Annotated in this window: 14 protein-coding genes; 11 read left to right on the top strand and 3 right to left on the bottom strand. The window is 38.6% G+C overall.

The window, feature by feature from the left end:
• Positions 1-4: 4 nt before the first annotated feature.
• Both tamA and slyD read right to left on the bottom strand, forming a co-directional pair.
• Positions 5-1741, bottom strand: a complete 1737-nt coding sequence (gene tamA / locus ABW51_RS05920; RefSeq protein WP_053465971.1) for an autotransporter assembly complex protein TamA — start codon at positions 1739-1741, stop codon at positions 5-7.
• A 147-nt stretch (positions 1742-1888) separates the two neighbouring features.
• The gene (slyD, locus tag ABW51_RS05915; protein WP_053465970.1) at positions 1889-2449 is read right to left on the bottom strand and encodes a peptidylprolyl isomerase; all 561 of its coding nucleotides are present in this window, start codon (positions 2447-2449) and stop codon (positions 1889-1891) included.
• A 229-nt stretch (positions 2450-2678) separates the two neighbouring features.
• Between slyD and ABW51_RS05910 the strand changes: the two genes are divergently transcribed.
• Together ABW51_RS05910 and ABW51_RS05905 are read left to right on the top strand one after the other, a co-directional pair.
• Positions 2679-4595 (top strand): site-specific DNA-methyltransferase, encoded by a 1917-nt coding sequence (locus ABW51_RS05910; protein WP_053465969.1) that lies wholly within the window; start codon positions 2679-2681, stop codon positions 4593-4595.
• 1 nt (position 4596) lies between these two features.
• Positions 4597-7572 (top strand): type III restriction-modification system endonuclease, encoded by a 2976-nt coding sequence (locus ABW51_RS05905; protein WP_053465968.1) that lies wholly within the window; start codon positions 4597-4599, stop codon positions 7570-7572.
• Positions 7573-7638: 66 nt separating this feature from the next.
• On the opposite strand, the gene rraB is transcribed toward ABW51_RS05905, so the two are convergent.
• Entirely contained in the window at positions 7639-8061 is a 423-nt protein-coding gene (gene rraB, locus ABW51_RS05900) for a ribonuclease E inhibitor RraB (protein ID WP_053465967.1), read from the bottom strand.
• Positions 8062-8169: 108 nt separating this feature from the next.
• On the opposite strand from rraB, the gene truD reads away from it, so the two are divergent.
• From truD to mutS, 9 genes are all read left to right on the top strand, one after another.
• Positions 8170-9189: a tRNA pseudouridine(13) synthase TruD gene (truD, locus tag ABW51_RS05895; protein ID WP_053465966.1), complete on the top strand. Its 1020-nt coding sequence runs from the start codon at positions 8170-8172 to the stop codon at positions 9187-9189.
• Between the two features lie 9 nt (positions 9190-9198).
• Entirely contained in the window at positions 9199-9939 is a 741-nt protein-coding gene (gene surE / locus ABW51_RS05890; protein WP_053465965.1) for a 5'/3'-nucleotidase SurE, read from the top strand.
• A 29-nt stretch (positions 9940-9968) separates the two neighbouring features.
• Positions 9969-10547 (top strand): YqaA family protein, encoded by a 579-nt coding sequence (locus tag ABW51_RS05885; RefSeq protein ID WP_053465964.1) that lies wholly within the window; start codon positions 9969-9971, stop codon positions 10545-10547.
• A gap of 9 nt (positions 10548-10556) precedes the next feature.
• Positions 10557-10742 (top strand): hypothetical protein, encoded by a 186-nt coding sequence (locus tag ABW51_RS05880; RefSeq protein ID WP_053465963.1) that lies wholly within the window; start codon positions 10557-10559, stop codon positions 10740-10742.
• Between the two features lie 23 nt (positions 10743-10765).
• Positions 10766-12016 (top strand): murein hydrolase activator NlpD, encoded by a 1251-nt coding sequence (nlpD, locus tag ABW51_RS05875; RefSeq protein ID WP_053465962.1) that lies wholly within the window; start codon positions 10766-10768, stop codon positions 12014-12016.
• A gap of 201 nt (positions 12017-12217) precedes the next feature.
• Positions 12218-12298 carry a tryptophanase leader peptide gene (tnaC, locus tag ABW51_RS10560; RefSeq protein ID WP_071819912.1) on the top strand — a complete coding sequence of 27 codons (81 nt, stop codon included), beginning with the start codon at positions 12218-12220 and terminating at the stop codon, positions 12296-12298.
• Between the two features lie 87 nt (positions 12299-12385).
• Positions 12386-13804, top strand: a complete 1419-nt coding sequence (gene tnaA / locus ABW51_RS05870) for a tryptophanase (RefSeq protein WP_053465961.1) — start codon at positions 12386-12388, stop codon at positions 13802-13804.
• Positions 13805-13887: 83 nt separating this feature from the next.
• Positions 13888-15123, top strand: a complete 1236-nt coding sequence (locus ABW51_RS05865) for an aromatic amino acid transporter (protein WP_053465960.1) — start codon at positions 13888-13890, stop codon at positions 15121-15123.
• Between the two features lie 134 nt (positions 15124-15257).
• Positions 15258-17843, top strand: a complete 2586-nt coding sequence (mutS, locus tag ABW51_RS05860) for a DNA mismatch repair protein MutS (protein WP_053465959.1) — start codon at positions 15258-15260, stop codon at positions 17841-17843.
• Positions 17844-18170 lie beyond the last annotated feature (327 nt).

The raw sequence follows: 18170 nt of genomic DNA, 5'->3' as shown, positions 1-18170 counted from the left end.
CACCTTAAATTTCTGTACCAAGTCCGATGTAAAATTGAATATTTTTGCTGTTATCTTTATCACGAATGGGTGTGGCAATATCAAATTTAATTGCGCCCACTGGTGATGCCCAACGGACACCAACGCCTGCGCCATAACGCAATTCTTTAGTTGTGTAATCATTAGCTGCTAATCCGCTATCTGCGAAGGTCGCCGCCCACCAATTCGGATAAACTTGATATTGATATTCTAAAGAACCCGCAAGTAATCGCGAGCCACCAACCAATTTTCCGTTTTTATTTTTAGGCGCAATTTTTTTATAGCCGTAACCGCGTACACTACGATCGCCACCAGCAAAGAAACGAAGTGCGGGCGGAATTTTTTCAATATCCTTTGTATGTAAATACCCAACCTCTGCACGAGCAACAATACGATGATTTTCTGCATAAGTACGAATCCACGCACTAGATGCTTGCACTTTTATAAAAGAAGATTCTGATAGCCAAATTCGTTTGCTTAAATCAAAAGTAATTTTTTGCACATCGCCCCAAGTGACAAAGGAACCACCACGTAATCGAGTGCGAGTAAATCCAACAGTTGGATAAAGAAGTAAGGTTTTATCAGTGATATCCGCTTGTGTAAAACTATCGTATCTTGCTCGAAGTCCGCCAAAATATTGCCAACCACGCGCATTATTCCAATAACGTAACGCTGACAACGTAAGCGCTCTCGTATTGGTATCGTTCTCTTTTTCCCCTTCCCAACCGACGGCAAAATCATAGTAATAATTTAATGGATTTTTCAGCAATGGTATTCGATAAGTGGCTTCTAACGTTTGTTTCGGTGCGGAGAGATAAAGATTTGAACGCAAACTATGTCCACGGCTATTAATCCAAGGTTTTGTCCAGCCTATTTGTCCGTGAACGCCGCCATCAGTGGCAAAGCCCACACCCAGTTCCATCGCATTTTTTTTACGTGGATAAAGAATGATTTCTATATCTACCGTTTTACTTTTATGATTGATATTAGGTTGAACTAAAACTGAATTAAACCAATTTGAAGATGAAAAATTGCTGGTTAAATCCGACAAATTATTCATTAAATATGGATCGCCAGATTTTATGTTAAGAATATTATTGAGATAATCGTCGCGGATTTGTGAATGGTTAAAAGTAATATTGCCATAATGATAACGAACGCCGCTATCAAATAACATTCGCCACCACGCTTGATGGGTTTCTGGGCTGATTTCTAAACGTGAAATTTTAAATTCCCCATCAAAATAGCCTCGATTTAATGCTAAACGTGAAATCGCTGTTTTGTAATCATCGTAAGTTTGGTGTTCAACCAAAACGCCTTCTTTCGGTAAGTTTTTACGTAACGCATTAAAATTTTCATCTTGAGCGGCTTCTCCCTCAATTTGTACATCAGTACCTGCAATTTTTGTTGGCTCGCCTGGTGTAACGTGCGCAATCAACAAATCGCGTTTGCCTTGACGTTGTTTTCGTTCAAAACGTACGGAAGATTCATAATAACCAAACACTCGCAAACCACGATCCACCGCGTTGGTTACCAAATGTTGATAGCGTTCAGAACCGTCCATTTCTTCTTTATTAATCAAATTAACATTGAGATCCGTATTACGAACAGCACGGAAGCCACGGATGCCTTGAACTTCAATATCAACGGTTTGTTCAGCAAAGGCAGGAAAGCAATTTAATGCTAAAAAAAGTGCGGTAAGTTTTAGCAGTGTTTTATTCATTTTAGGACTAAACGTTTTGAGTGTATTGCCCTATAGTCTACCGAGAAGTTCGACAGGATCCAAGATTTTCAACAGATTTTGTCTGGTTTTAATAAAGAAATACCGCACTTCATTGCTAAAGTGCGGTAAATTTTTGGGCTGTTTTAATTAGTGACCGCCACAACCACAGCTGCCGTGATTATGTTCGTGATGATGACCGCCACAGCCACAACCGTGACCTTCTTCGTCATCATCGTGGGTGTGCGCACCGTGAACGTGGCCGTGTGCGATTTCTTCTAACGTTGCTTCACGGGTTGCGACAACCTCAACCGTGAAATGTAATTCTTGACCCGCTAACATGTGATTTCCATCAACCACAACTTCATCGCCATCGATTTCAGTAATCACTACTGGAACGGGGCCAATGTCAGTATCCGCTAAGAAACGCATACCCACTTCAAGTTCATCAACACCTTGGAATACATCTTTTGGTACACGTTGAACCATATTTTCGCTGTATGCGCCGTAACCTTCTTCAGGTTGAACGCGAACTTCAAATTTGTCGCCTACTTCTTTACCTTCAAGTGCTTTTTCAAGACCGATCACTAAATTATTGTGGCCCTGTAAATATTCTAGTGGTTGATTTGCAGGAGCTTCATCTACCAATACGCCATCTTGTGTGCGAACTTGGTAAGCAATGCTTACTACTACATTTTTTTCTACTTTCATTATGTTTTCCTTATAAAAAATCCGTTAAAAAAGCCGTATCATTGTAACGAAAATTATTCCTCGCGCAAGGCTAAAATTTAATAGCCTTTCATTATTTAACTTTAACAAATTTTAAATTAATGTGGCTTTGTTTTTAAATTTAGGCTGTGTTATCAAGGTCAACACTTGCAAAGCTAGCCTGTTATACGGCAAAATCAAATAATTATATTAACAAGCAAGCAGAAAAATTATGGCCGAAATCACCAAAGAAACCTTGTTTTCATCAAACATCCAAGCTGAAAACGAACAGCTAAGCATATTAAAACGCCATTTCCCAAATTGTTTTGATAAACAAGGCGCATTTTTGCCTGAAAAAATGGCAGAAGCGTTGCAATCAAACGGCATTAAAACAGAAAAAGAAAGCTACAGCCTCAATTGGCTGGGCAAATCCTATGCCAAAATTTTAAAAGACAGGCAGCCTGAAACGCTTTTAGCGGAAGATATTGAACACAACCAAAAACCGGAAAATCAAAATAGCGAAAACATACTGATTCAAGGCGATAATTTGGAAGTGTTAAAACACCTAAAACACGCCTATAAAAATCAGATCAAGATGATTTACATCGATCCGCCGTACAACACAGGTTCAGACGGTTTTGTTTATCAAGATGACCGAAAATTTACGCCGCAGCAGTTGGTTGAATTGGGGATGGATTTGGAAGAAGCCAAGCGTGTGCTGGAATTTACTGCTAAAAAATCCAATTCACACAGTGCGTGGCTAACGTTTATGTATCCGCGTTTGTATATTGCGCGTGAATTGTTGCGTGATGACGGCGTGATTTTTATTTCTATTGATGATAATGAACAAGCACAATTAAAACTACTTTGTGATGAAGTGGTTGGGGAAGAGAATTTTATAAAAGACCTAATTATTAATACATCTGAAGGTGGTGGTAACGCAAAATATGTAGTTAATGGTCATGAAACCGTTCTTGTATATGCTAAGAATATTGATAATTTTGATAATTTAAAACGACCTAAAGATATTCGTGGTAAAAAAATTGTTATAAATGATGAATTGTATTGGATTCAAGAAGATGCTATTCGAGAGCAATTTGGCAAATATGGTAATTTACATTACGAAGATATCGAAGAAATCAAAGGTATTGAATTTAAGAAAAAAATTGATGATGGAATCGCTAATAATGAATATGTCTTAGTTCCAAAAACTTATGGCAAAACCGTGATTGGAAAATTAAGAAAAATATCAGATGATTTTTCAAAATTCCATAGTATTTTAAATATTGGAAATATTAATAAACATTTGACTGCTGATGGTATTCGTGAATTGGAAGAGTTATTTGATGTGGCTAAAGGACTATCTCCCTTTAGAACACCCAAGCCATTAGATTTATTGAAAAGACTAGTCCTTTCATCAACTTTTAAAGGAAATCAGAACGATATAATTCTAGATTTTTTTGCAGGTTCTGGCACAACCGCTCATGCTTTGATGCAACTTAATGCCGAAGATAAGGGTAATCGTAAATTTATTTGCGTACAATTAACTGAAAATTTAGACGAAACATTAGAAAACGTAACACAGGAAGCCAAAAAGAATATTCAAATTGCAATAGATTGGTTGAATGAACACAATAAACCACACAGTTTATTTGAAATAACCAAAGCGAGAATAGAATTAGCTGCAAAGAAAATCCAAACTGAAAACCCTGATTACACAGGCGATTTAGGTTTTAAAATTTTCAAAACCGAACCGCACTTTCAGACGGCATTGAATACTGATTTTGACCCACAAATTGATTTCTTGCCGAAAAACAACTTAACCGATGAACAACTCCACCAGCTTTTAACCACTTGGCGAGTGTTTGACGGTTGTAGGCTGCCTGAAAAAGTGCAAAACATTGATTTAGTAGGTTATACCGCTTATTACTGCCGTCAGCATTTATATTTATTAGCAAGTGGTTTTACATCAGAAAGCGTAAAAGCCCTGATAGAACACTTGGATAACGATAGGGATTTCGTGCCTGAACGCATAGTGTTATTTGGCGAAAATATAGATAGCACGATGCAAAAAGAATTGGCGCAAGCGGTAAAAACCTATGCCAATAAAAAAGGCTTGAACAATTTAAGCGTATTGGCGAGGTATTAAAATGGCAGGTTTTACTTACGAAAAAAATTTGTCCCACCAAGAGCGAGCGATTGAATCCGTTTTGGCAGTGTTTGACCGTGTACATTTAAATAAAAATGTGCAAACAGATGAAAATCCCTTAATTGAATTTGCAGGCAACCTAAAAACGGATAATTTGCAAAAAATCCAACAAGCCAATAACGTGGGCGATATAGCGTTATCCCATAGCAATGTGCTTGATATTTCAATGGAAACGGGGACAGGCAAAACTTATACCTACACAAAAACGATGTTTGAGCTCAATCGTGTGCTGGGCGTGTTTAAATTTATCGTGGTTATACCCACTCTTTCCATTAAAGCAGGAACGAAAAACTTTTTGCAAAACGCGTCGCTTGCAGAACATTTTCGCAAGGATTTTGCAGGGCAATATGGCGAAACAGAAATTGAATTGTATGTGGTAGAAAGCCAAAAAAACAAAGCAAAAAAAGCCTTTATGCCCTCTGAAATTGTGCGTTTTGTGGGGACGGAAGATAAGCAGAAAATTCACGTTTTATTGATTAACGCAGGTATGATTAATTCCGACACAATGGCGGGAAAAGATAAGGGCAATGACGGCAGCCGTTTGATTAAAGATAAGTTTTCTGTGCCCTTTGAGGCCTTGGCTTCAACTAATCCCTTTGTGATTGTTGATGAACCGCATAAGTTTGATAAAAATGGCGTTACTTGGCAAAACATACAAAAATTTAATGCTCAATTTATCTTGCGATATGGGGCAACATTCCCTAGTGTTGAAGTAAATAAAAAAGATGAAAACGGCAAAAATGTTAAAAATGAACAAGGAAAAATTGTTAAATTAACCATACAAAAATATGAAAACTTACTTTATCGATTAAGTGCGATTGATGCATTTAATGATGATTTAGTAAAAGGCATTCGTGCGTTTACTGAACAAATTGACGGCGACAATGGCGAGCGGATTAAACTGATTGATTTAGACGGCAAAGAAGCGACGTTTATTTTAGATAAACAAGCATTTAAGTTAAGTAAAGGCGAAAATTTAAACCGTATTCATCAAGCCATTAGCGATTTGTTTGTGTCTGAAATGAATAAAAGCGTGCTGGTGTTGAGCAATGGTATTGAGTTGAAAAAAGGCGATACCATCAATCCGTATTCATACAGCGATACTGTGCGGGATAAAATGATGCGACAAGCAATTAGAGAGCATTTTGTCTTGGAAAAAGAATTGCTTACGAGAAATGGTGGACGGATTAAACCTCTCACATTATTTTTCATTGATGATATTGCAGGCTATCGTGATGAGAAAAATCAACTTTCAGGCAGCCTAAAAACCGTTTTTGAGCAAATGGTAAAAGCGGAATTAGAACATCGTTTGCAAACAGAAAATGATGAATTTCTACGCCAATATTGGCAAACGGCATTAAACGATATTTCTAAAACTCACGGCGGTTATTTTTCGCAGGATAACAGCGATAAAGACGACAAAATCGAGCAAGAAGTAAATGAAATTTTGCACGATAAAGAAACCTTGTTATCGCTTGCTAATCCACGTCGTTTTGTGTTTTCCAAATGGACGTTGCGAGAGGGTTGGGACAATCCTAATGTGTTTCAAATTTGCAAATTGCGTTCTAGTGGCTCTGAAACGAGCAAATTGCAGGAAGTCGGTCGTGGCTTACGTTTACCTGTAAATGAATATATGGCAAGAGTAAAAGATCACGCCTTTTTCTTGAATTATTTTGTGGATAATAGCGAAACGGATTTCGTTAAAAAATTAACTGATGAAGTGAATAGTGCGGTAGTAAAACCGATTGTTTTTACGGCTTTAACTGATGAATTAATTAAGAAAATTCAGACGGCTTATCCTGATCTCAGTAAGAAACAGATTCGCAATCAATTAGCAGATTTAACCGATGACGATGATGTCTTTTTGGAAAATGGCTTTGCTGAAACGAAAAAATTATTCCCAAAAGCCTTTGAAAGTTCAGGCAGTCTGAAAGATGGAAAAATCAAACGTTCAGGTGAAAAAGCTGAAAAAGTCAAAATGCGTATCGCTAAATATGATGAATTAAAAGCCTTATGGGAAATCATTAACCAAAAAGCCTTGTTGCAATACAAAATTAAAGATGAAGATGAATTTTTGAGTTTGTTTATCTGTTATCTGAAAGAAAATGCGGATAAATTTACGGCAACTGGCATACGCACCGTACAAAATAAAATTCGTGTGGATAATGGTTTATTGTCTGCCACTGAAACAAGAAGCCTGAATGATGAAGTTTTTGAACCGATTAATACGCTGAATTATCGTGAGTTTTTATTGAAATTATCGCAAACGGCTTTGATTCAAATGCAGACTTTGCACAAGGCATTTTTTGCGCTTCGTGATGTGTTGGATATTTCAAAATTCCTGAATGAACGCACGATTCACACGATAAAAGCAGGGTTTGACCGCTGGTTATTGCTCAATTCCTTTAATGCGTTTGAAGTAGGATTTAGCCGTGTGGGAGGCAGTGTTCACCCAACCAAATTTACGGATAATCAAGGTAAGGCGTTGGCAGAAGTGAATGCTTCGGATTTAGGCACACAGTTTGATTCGGGTAGTCCATTGGCTGAGTTTTTGTTTGAAAGTGTGTTTTTTGATAGTGAATTGGAACACGCAAACATAACGAAAAATCAAGTAAAAGAAGTGATTGTGTTTACCAAAATTCCCAAAAATTCCATCAAAATCCCAGTGGCAGGCGGCGGCACATACTCGCCCGATTTTGCTTATATTATAAAAACAAGCTCGGGCGACACGTTGAATTTGATTGTAGAAAGCAAAAATGTACCAGACGATCAATCTTTACGTTCGGAAGAACAGCAAAAAATTAAACACGCAGAAAAATTGTTTAATCTCGTTGCATCGGATACAAAAATTGTTTTTAAAACCCAATTTGAGAAAGATGAAATTGTGAATGTGATAAAAAATGCACAGCAACAATGATGAGTAGTTTGTTTTTCTCATACCTAAAAAATAACCGCACTTATTAAGTGCGGTTAAAAAGAATGATTAATGTAAACGAGGTTCTTCTTCATCTTCATCATCAAAAAATTCCCCATCATCGCCGTATTCATCTTCATCGGCATTTGGGTCTTCAAAATAAGTTCCCCAACCATCATAAATACCTTTATGTTTTTCTAATAACGGAAGGATTTCTTTTTGTTGCGCATCAATAATCTCCGCTTTTAATTCTACTTCACTGATAATGTCAAAACAGAAAATGGGTTTACCGTCATCATCTTCAAATTCTTCCGCTTCGGACACTTCATAACCGGCTTTAAACGCATCTACCGCGATTTTTTCTAGCAAATCAAAATCGTGATGAGCAATGTGATGTTCAATAATATAAAGAGCATTTGGATCACTGCCATCATTCAGTAAATCTTCGATAATTTCACGGGTTTCTGCTTGTAACTCTGCCAATTTTGACATAATAAAATCCTTCAACAAGAACAAAAGTGCGGTTATTTTAGTGGATAAATCACGAAAAGTCGCATAGAATTTCACACAATTATTTTCTATAAAAAAGAGCCCTTAACTATGCTCGAACAACTCTCTTATTTGGCATTAAAAACTCCGCCAAAAACTACCGCACTTTTAAAGGCTGAATGTGCGGATTTTATTGTAAAAGAGCATTTGGGCTATGAAATGTCAGGCTATGGAGAGTTTGTTGCGTTGTATGTACGCAAAACAGATTGCAACACCTTATTTGTTGGCGAAAAATTAGCTAAATTTGCCGGCATTTCTGAACGCAATATGGGATATGCGGGGTTGAAAGATCGTCGAGCAGTAACAGAACAATGGTTTTGTTTACAAATGCCTGGAATGGAAACGCCCGATTTCAGTCAATTTGAATTAGAGGGCCTAGAGATTTTAACGGTTACTCGACATAATCGAAAAATTCGCACGGGTAGCCTTGAGGGAAATTATTTTGATATTTTATTACGCGGTGCAGAAGAATCTGACGAGCTTAAAGTGCGGTTAGATTTTGTGGCAAATTTTGGTTTCCCCAATTATTTTACGGAACAACGTTTTGGTCGAGATGGTTATAACCTCACGCAAGCATTGCGTTGGGCGCAAGGGGAAATTAAGGTAAAAGATCGCAAAAAACGCAGTTTTTATCTTTCCTCCGCGCGCAGTGAAATTTTTAATCTAGTTGTGGCGGAGCGTATTGCAAAGGGCGCAACAAATCAAGTTTTGCCAAACGATATTGTGCAATTAGCAGGTTCGCACAGCTGGTTTAAAGCAGATGAAAAAGAAGACTTAAATGCCTTGCAAGTGCGGTTAGAAAATCAAGATATTTTACTCACCGCCCCTTTAATTGGCGAAGATGTGTTGGCAGCAAGTGATATTGAAAATGAAATCGTAAATCAACATTCAGTCTTCGATCCTTTAATGAAACAAGAAAGAATGAAGGCAGCACGTCGCCCATTATTGATGAAAGCAAAAGGGTTTTCTTGGGCATTTGAGACAGAAGGCTTGCGTTTAAAATTTTATTTGCCAGCGGGCAGTTATGCCACGGCATTAGTTCGTGAGTTAGTAAATTATACAGAAGCATAAGGAAGTACAATGCGAATTTTAGTCAGTAATGATGACGGTTTTCACGCGGAAGGCATTCAAGTTTTAGCAACAGAATTAAGAAAAATTGCCGAAGTCATTGTTGTTGCACCCGATCGTAATCGAAGTGCAGCATCAAGCTCGCTCACATTAGTGGAGCCATTGCGCCCACGCCATTTAGATAATGGCGATTATTGTGTAAACGGCACACCTGCAGATTGCGTGTATTTAGCGTTAAATGGATTTTTATCTGGCCAAGTAGATTTGGTGGTATCGGGCATTAATGCGGGTTGTAATATGGGCGATGATACGATTTATTCAGGCACATTAGCTGCAGCTCTTGAAGGGCGTCATTTAGGCTTGCCTGCTATTGCGGTTTCATTAGATGGTCGTCAACATTATGAAACCGCAGCACGAGTGGTGTGTGATCTCATTCCAAAATTACATCATCAATTATTAAATCCTCGTGAAATTATTAACATCAATGTACCAGACTTACCTTTTGAGGAATTAAAAGGCTACAAGGTATGTCGTTTAGGTTATCGTGCATCCTCAACAGAAGTGATTAAGCAAAAAGATCCTCGTGATGAAACCATTTATTGGATTGGCCCTTCAGCATTACCTGAGGATGAAAGCGAGGGAACAGATTTCCATGCAGTGAAAAATGGTTATGTGTCTATCACGCCAATTCAGGCAGATCTTACTGCACATCACTCACTTTCGGCTTTACAAGATTGGTTAGCGCAGGAATAATGGCTTGTGTTAGCAAATAGAGAATAAATATGAAAATTTTCGGCGCGATGTATGATAAGACGATGGAATGGTCAAAACATCGTTTTGCTACTTTTTGGCTCTCTTTTGTAAGTTTTATCGAGGCAATATTTTTTCCTATTCCGCCCGATGTGATGTTGATCCCAATGTCTATGTCAAAGCCCAAAAGTGCGGTGAAATTTGCATTTTATACGGCAATTGCTTCTGTCGTCGGTGGCGTTATTGGCTATGCAATTGGTTATTATGCAACGGATTGGGTGGAAAACATTGTACAACAATGGGGATATGGTGCGCATTGGGTAAAAGCCATCAGTTGGTTTGAGCAATGGGGCGTATTAGTTGTGTTTGTGGCAGGTTTTAGCCCAATTCCTTACAAGGTGTTTACGCTCTGCTCTGGCGTGATGCAAATGGCATTTTTCCCTTTTGTCATCACCGCATTTATTTCACGTTTAGCGCGTTTCTTGCTGGTGGCAAAATTAGCCGCATGGGGTGGTGAAAAATTCTCAGCAAAATTGCGAAAATCTATTGAAATTATTGGTTGGTCAGTGGTGGCATTGGCTGTCATTGCTTACTTTATATTGAAAAACTAGGATAGAAAAATGAATAAATTAGGTCTTATTTTAATGGCTGGATTCGTATTGGTTGGATGTGCATCAGAACCAGTTAAAGATCCAGATGCATTACCAAATGGCATTATGCAACCTGTAGAAGGCACAGGTGCCGTTGCTGGCGGTAGTTTTATGCCAGAAATTCAAAAAAACACAATGCCAGCACAAATGAAATAATAAAGGAACAATAAGGAATTACTATGAAAAAATCGTTTCTCTTACTCCCTTTAAGTATTGTTGTATTATCAGCTTGTACCTCTAATTCTCCTGCGCCAATTACCAATGCAGATAACACCCTTTCACCTGGTATTATGCAACCTGTAAATGGCGAGAGCACGGGCGGTTCTTGGCAACCTGAAATTCAAAAAAACACCGTACCGCCAATGGGTGGAGTTCCAACAGGCGTGCAAACACCACAGCCAAATTTCCAACCAACTTATCAACAGCCTGCCATGCCAGCTGCACCTGCTCAACCAGCATTTCAGCCTGCTCAAAAATCAGCTACTCCTGCGCCAGCTATGCAAACCCAAACCATCACTAAAACTGTTTCTGATTGCGTAGGTTCGCAACATATAAATGTGCCACGTAATCCAAATACCAATGCGCCAGATTATAGCAAAATTGAAAAAGGCTCTTACAAAGGTAATACCTATAAAGTGAACAAAGGCGATACGATGTTCTTGATCGCTTACTTAGCAGGTATTGATGTAAAAGAATTAGCCGCATTGAATAATATGACTGAGCCTTATAATTTGAGTCTAGGGCAAACTTTAAAAATCTCTAATTGTGGTACAAAAACAGTGACAACAACGGTTCCTGTAAAACAACCTGCGGCAACCGTTGCAACAACGCCCACAGTAACCTATACTCCGGGTGCAAATGGTACGCAAATGGGTTCTGATGGTACAATCATTGGACCAATTAAATCTGGAGCAGGTGTAGCGAATAGCGCACCAGCAATGGCACCAGTTGTGACAACTCCAGTTGCCCCTGCGACAACACCATCAGTACCAACCGCGCCAGTAGATAACACCAATAGCACCCCGATTAATGCAAATATTGTTGCACCAATCGCCTCTAATGTTGCGTGGCAATGGCCGACTTCAGGTAATATCATTCAGGGTTTCTCCAATACTGATGGCGGAAATAAAGGGATTGATATTAGCGGTTCTCGTGGACAGGCTGTTAAAGCGGCTGCATCAGGTCGTGTAGTGTATGCTGGCAATGCTTTACGTGGTTACGGTAATTTAATCATCATCAAACATAACGATGATTTCTTAAGTGCTTATGCGCATAACGACAAAATTCTTGTAACCGATCAACAAGAAGTCAAAGCTGGTCAAGAAATCGCAAAAATGGGTAGCTCCGGTACAAATACTGTGAAACTTCACTTTGAAATTCGCTACAAAGGCAAATCAGTGGATCCAGTACGTTACCTCCCAAGACATTAATCTTCCTCTAACAAAGAGCGGTGAAAAAACTCAACAAATTTTCACCGCTCTTTTTTTATTAAAAATATTCTGTGAGGCATATCACAAAATAAAAAAATAATAGATGACAATGTTAAATTTTATATTATTCTGATAATACTTCGTAGTTAGAAGTCAGTGTTAAGTTTTATTAAGTTTCTCTTCTCTTAAAAGGAGTTTAATATGCTCAACTTGCTCTCTCCTAACCAAACTTGGGTTCTTATTGATCCAAGATTATCTTTTTATTTTCCCATAATTTATTAATCCTTTCTTATTAACCATCAACGTGTTTTCATTTTAGAAAATAATTTTTTATTTAAACTAAGCAAATTAATTTTTGGGGATTTTGCTATGGAAAATTTTAAACATTTACCTGAACCTTTCCGCATTCGTGTTATTGAACCAGTAAAAAGAACTACCCGCGAGTATCGTGAACAAGCGATCTTAAAATCAGGTATGAATCCATTTTTATTGGATAGTGAAGATATTTTTATTGACTTACTCACAGATAGCGGTACTGGCGCTGTTACACAAGATATGCAAGCTGCAATGTTACGTGGCGATGAAGCCTATAGCGGCAGTCGCAGTTATTATGCACTAGCTAAAGCTGTGAAAGATATTTTTGGTTATGAATATACAATCCCTACTCACCAAGGCCGCGGTGCTGAACAAATTTATATTCCGGTATTGATTGCTAAACGTGAACGTGAGAAAGGTTTAGATCGCAGCAAAATGGTGGTTTTCTCTAACTATTTCTTTGATACCACACAAGGACATAGCCAAATTAATGGGGCAACGGTTCGCAATGTTTATATAAAAGAGGCATTTGATACAACAGCAAAACATCCATTTAAGGGTAATTTCGATTTAGAAAAATTAGAAAAAGGCATTCAAGAAGTGGGTGCACATAATGTACCTTACATTGTATGTACCATTACTTGTAATTCTGCGGGTGGTCAGCCGGTTTCTATTGCAAACTTAAAAGGCATGTATGAAATTGCGCGTAAATACGATATTCCAGTCATCATGGATTCAGCTCGTTTTGCAGAAAACGCCTATTTTGTTCAACAACGTGAAGAAGCTTATAAAGACTGGACTATTGAACAAATTACTTACGAAAGCTATCGCTATGCTGATGGTTTAGCGATGTCCGCCAAAAAAGATGCGATGGTACCAATGGGCGGTATTTTAGCGTTTAAAGATAAATCAATGGAGGAAGTCTATCACGAATGTAGAACGCTTTGTGTTGTGCAAGAAGGGTTCCCTACTTATGGTGGTTTAGAAGGTGGTGCAATGGAACGCTTGGCTGTTGGCTTGCATGATGGTATGCGCCAAGAATGGCTGGCTTATCGTATCGCGCAAATTGAATATTTGGTTGCAGGCTTAGAAAAAATTGGTGTGCCTTGTCAACAACCGGGTGGCCACGCAGCGTTCGTAGATGCAGGTAAATTATTACCACATATTCCAGCCGACCAATTCCCAGCACAAGCACTTTCTTGCGAACTTTATAAAGTTGCAGGTATAAGAGCGGTAGAAATTGGCTCATTTTTATTAGGACGAGATCCGAAGACGGGTAAACAACTACCATGTCCAGCAGAGCTTTTACGCTTAACTGTACCACGTGCAACTTATACGCAAACTCATATGGATTTCATTATTGAGGCATTCCAAAAAGTGAAAGAAAATGCAGAGAATATTAAAGGTTTAACTTTTACTTATGAACCAAAAGTTCTCCGCCACTTTACGGCACGTTTAAAAGAAGTTGAATAATATCACGAAAAATGCAGTTCATTTTGAACTGCATTTTTTTATCAACAGCTAACTCAATAATTTGTTATTGATAAGGATGTTCTATGAAAAAACAACCTTCCATTTTTGGTGGCGCCTGTATTATTGCTAGTGTTTGCGTCGGAGCTGGAATGCTTGGTTTACCAACATCTGGTGCGGGTGCTTGGACAATATGGTCAGCATTAGCAATTTGCTTAACGATGATAATCATGACATTATCAGGCTGGTTATTACTTGAGGCTTATTCCACTTATGATTTAAGAGCATCATTTAGTACTGTAACTAAAGATATGCTCGGTTCAACTGTCAATTCTATTAATAATCTTGCTGTGTATTTTGTCGGGGGTATTTTACTTTATGCTTATACCACTGCATCTGGAGGCATACTAGAAAACCTTATTAAACCGTGGATTGATTTTGGTTCATCCACATTGGCAATTTGCTCGACCGTATTTGTATTAGTCTTTTCCTTCTTTGTTTGGCATTCCACTCGCATTGTAGACAGAATATCTGTTTTATTGATTGTATTCATGGGATTTACTTTTATTTTTAGTACTTATGGATTAGCAACTAATATTAGTTTAGATACTTTATTAGATATTGCTGGAAAAGATACAAACTATGCAAAATATGCAGTAGGGATGTTTCCTGTTGCGTTAACATCTTTCGGTTACCATCATTCTGTTTGTACGATGCGAGCCTACTATGGGGAAGAGAAAAAAGCTAAGTACGCCATTTTAGGCGGAACAGCAATTGCTCTTACGCTTTATTTACTTTGGATTTTTTCAATTTTCGGAAATTTGCCTCGCGATCAATTTGCACCTGTAATTGCCAGTGATGGCAATCTAGATATATTACTTAACGCTTTAGGTGGGGTAATAGAATCTAACACGGTTAAACAAATGATTAATGCCTTTTCTATCGCTGCAATTTTGTCATCTTTTATTGGCGTAGGATTAGGGGTATTTGATTATTTGGCTGATTTCTTTAAATTTGATAATTGCAAAATTGGACGAACAAAGTCATGGGCAGTGACTTTCCTACCTCCACTAATTATGTCAATTTTATTTCCATTGGGTTTCTTAAAAGCCATTGGATATGCTGGCGCAGTAGCGACAATTTGGACCTGCATAATTCCAGCACTTCTTGCTTATAAATCTCGCAAAATAAATGCAGCAGCAACAACATTCCGAGTTTGTGGTGGAAATGGCTTAATAATCTTTATTGCATTATTTGGTGTTTTTGTGGCTATTTTCCATTTTCTAGCAATGTTTGACTATTTGCCTGTCTTTAAAGGATAAATATCAACTGAAAGAGTGGTGAAAAAACTCAACAAATTTTCACCGCTCTTTTTTATCTGGCTTTTTCCCCTTTCGACACCTAAAATAACCGCCATAAAATCTCTCTTTATTCAGTTTCCAAAACAGGTAATGACATGACTTCTGAAGAAAATTTCCAACAGCACACGCCAATGATGCAACAATATCTAAAACTCAAAGCAGAGAATCCAGATATTTTGTTGTTTTATCGCATGGGGGATTTTTACGAGTTGTTTTATGACGATGCGAAAAAAGCGGCGGCATTGTTGGATATTTCTTTAACGAAACGAGGTCAATCTGCAGGACAGCCCATTCCAATGGCAGGAATGCCTTATCACGCGGTGGAAGGTTATTTAGCAAAATTAGTGCAGTTAGGCGAATCTGTGGCGATTTGCGAACAGATTGGCGATCCAACGACGAGTAAAGGACCTGTAGAACGCCAAATTGTGCGAATTGTTACACCTGGTACGGTCAGTGATGAAGCACTATTGCCAGAACGCCAAGACAATCTGATTGCTGCGGTATATCAAGAAAAAGAAAAATTTGGATTAGCCACTTTAGATATGACTTCTGGGCGTTTTCAGCTTTGTGAACCTGCAGATAAAGAAACATTACGTGCGGAATTGCAACGTATTGCGCCTGTGGAATTGCTGTATTGTGAAGAATTTAACGAAATGGCTGCGATTGAACATTGCAAAGGATTACGCCGTCGCCCGATTTGGGAATTTGAACTTAGCACTGCCATTACGTTATTAAATCGTCAATTTGGCACAAAAGATTTACGCGCCTTTGGTGTAGAAAAATCCCCTCTCGGCTTAAGTGCGGCAGGTTGTTTATTGCAATATGCAAAAGAAACCCAACGTACCGCATTACCCCATATTCAAAGCATTAGCTTAATTCAAAACCAAGACTGCATTCAGTTAGATGCCGCCACGCGCAGAAATCTTGAATTAACACAAAATCTTTCGGGTGGCACAGAAAATACGTTAGCCTCTGTCTTGGATAAATGCGTTACGACAATGGGCAGTCGTTTGCTGAAACGTTGGATTCATCAGCCTATTCGTGATGTGGAAAAATTAAAACAACGCCAACAAGCGATTGCGGAAATTCTGAATTTTGATTTAGTCGATGAACTTCAGCCTTATTTGCAATTAGTCGGCGATATGGAACGTATTTTGGCGCGTGTGGCACTGCGTTCTGCTCGCCCTCGTGATCTCACTCGCTTACGCACAGCCTTAGAACAAATTCCTGCATTACGCACTATTGTTCAACAAAAAACACCGCCATTTTTAACCGCACTTTTCAGCCAAATTGCCGATTTCAGCGAGCAATGTGATTTATTGCAACGTGCATTGATTGAAACGCCTCCGCTTTTAATTCGTGATGGCGGCGTGATTGCTGAAGGTTACCATGCCGAGTTAGACGAATGGCGTATGTTGTCTGATGGTGCAACTCAATATTTGGAAAACCTCGAAAAACGGGAGCGTGAAAGCACGGGCATTGATACATTAAAAATCGGTTTTAATGCAGTGCATGGTTATTACATTCAAATTAGCCAAGGCCAAGCGCATAAAGCCCCAATTCATTATGTTCGCCGTCAAACCCTGAAAAATGCAGAGCGTTACATTATTCCTGAGCTCAAAGAATATGAAGACAAAGTACTGAAATCGAAAGGTGCGGCGTTAGCATTAGAAAAGCAACTTTACGATGAATTATTTGATTTATTATTACCGCACTTAGGCACGTTACAGCTGGCTAGCCTTGCACTTTCTGAATTGGATGTATTGGTCAATCTTGCCGAGCGCGCAGATACCCTCAATTACGTTATGCCAACATTCTGTGATGAAGTGAGTGTGAAAATTGAAAATGGTCGCCATCCTGTTGTGGAACAAGTATTGAAAGATCCTTTCATCGCCAACCCAGTGGAGCTCAATCACAATCGTCATTTATTAGTTATCACTGGGCCAAATATGGGCGGTAAAAGTACTTATATGCGCCAAACTGCATTAATTACATTGCTGGCGTACATCGGTAGCTTTGTGCCGGCAGACAGCGCAAGAATTGGACCGATTGATCGTATTTTTACTCGAATTGGTGCGTCTGATGATTTAGCGTCGGGGCGTTCAACCTTTATGGTGGAAATGACAGAAATGGCAAATATTCTTCATCAAGCTACCGCGCAAAGTCTCGTGCTTATTGATGAAATCGGTCGTGGCACATCCACTTATGATGGCTTATCCTTAGCTTGGGCTTGTGCAGAATGGTTAGCGAAAAAAATCCGCTCGCTTACATTATTTGCCACCCATTATTTTGAATTAACCGCATTGCCGGAACAACTAGAAGGCATCGCCAATATTCATTTAGATGCTCTTGAGCATAATAACACCATCGCCTTTATGCACGCCGTACAAGATGGCGCAGCAAGTAAAAGTTATGGTTTGGCAGTAGCAGCTTTGGCGGGCGTGCCACAATCTGTTATTAAACTGGCAAAACAGAAATTGACGCAATTAGAAAAAACATCAGAGCATTCAGCTGATCAGCAAATTCAAGCATTGCGTGAAACCAATCACACTCAAGGTGAATTATTGTTTGAGCAAGAAACGGATGCACTAAGAGAAGCTATTGAAAAACTGGATCCCGATGATTTAAGCCCTAAACAAGCATTGGCATATTTGTATCAGTTAAAGAAAATGGTGGGGTAACATCTTACAAAAGTGCGGTGAAATTTTGATCTAGCCAAAAATAGACTATTTACTTAAGGAGTGATGATGACATAGAATCGAAGTCGGTCTTTGAATTTCAGTTTAATTTGTTGCTGATTATAGTAATCCAAATAATCCTTACAGCTTTGGTCTGAATGTAAAATGTTTCGCTTTATTTAAGTTGTTTTGTTCTTTGCTGGCTCTTGTACTATCCATGTTGTCAAAAATAGGGAGCCTGTCTATTTTTATAGGTGAATAATTATTTTGGGGCTGACGTAGATTAGCAAGAGTGCTAGTCTACGTCAGCCCCTAATTTTTTAATGAAAG

The sequence above is a fragment of the Haemophilus sp. C1 genome (assembly GCF_001276515.1).
Lineage (GTDB): Bacteria > Pseudomonadota > Gammaproteobacteria > Enterobacterales > Pasteurellaceae > Haemophilus.
This window is presented reverse-complemented; position numbering and strand designations above follow the sequence as displayed.

Excerpts from the sequence above, each read along its gene's own strand:
- slyD (WP_053465970.1), bottom strand. The coding sequence starts at position 2,449 with ATGAAAGTAGAAAAAAATGTAGTAGTAAGCATTGCTTACCAAGTTCGC.
- ABW51_RS05885 (WP_053465964.1), top strand. The coding sequence starts at position 9,969 with ATGAAAATTTTCGGCGCGATGTATGATAAGACGATGGAATGGTCAAAA.
- truD (WP_053465966.1), top strand. The coding sequence starts at position 8,170 with ATGCTCGAACAACTCTCTTATTTGGCATTAAAAACTCCGCCAAAAACT.
- mutS (WP_053465959.1), top strand. The coding sequence starts at position 15,258 with ATGACTTCTGAAGAAAATTTCCAACAGCACACGCCAATGATGCAACAA.
- ABW51_RS05905 (WP_053465968.1), top strand. The coding sequence starts at position 4,597 with ATGGCAGGTTTTACTTACGAAAAAAATTTGTCCCACCAAGAGCGAGCG.
- ABW51_RS05910 (WP_053465969.1), top strand. The coding sequence starts at position 2,679 with ATGGCCGAAATCACCAAAGAAACCTTGTTTTCATCAAACATCCAAGCT.
- tnaC (WP_071819912.1), top strand. The coding sequence starts at position 12,218 with ATGCTCAACTTGCTCTCTCCTAACCAAACTTGGGTTCTTATTGATCCA.
- nlpD (WP_053465962.1), top strand. The coding sequence starts at position 10,766 with ATGAAAAAATCGTTTCTCTTACTCCCTTTAAGTATTGTTGTATTATCA.
- surE (WP_053465965.1), top strand. The coding sequence starts at position 9,199 with ATGCGAATTTTAGTCAGTAATGATGACGGTTTTCACGCGGAAGGCATT.
- ABW51_RS05865 (WP_053465960.1), top strand. The coding sequence starts at position 13,888 with ATGAAAAAACAACCTTCCATTTTTGGTGGCGCCTGTATTATTGCTAGT.
- ABW51_RS05880 (WP_053465963.1), top strand. The coding sequence starts at position 10,557 with ATGAATAAATTAGGTCTTATTTTAATGGCTGGATTCGTATTGGTTGGA.
- rraB (WP_053465967.1), bottom strand. The coding sequence starts at position 8,061 with ATGTCAAAATTGGCAGAGTTACAAGCAGAAACCCGTGAAATTATCGAA.
- tamA (WP_053465971.1), bottom strand. The coding sequence starts at position 1,741 with ATGAATAAAACACTGCTAAAACTTACCGCACTTTTTTTAGCATTAAAT.
- tnaA (WP_053465961.1), top strand. The coding sequence starts at position 12,386 with ATGGAAAATTTTAAACATTTACCTGAACCTTTCCGCATTCGTGTTATT.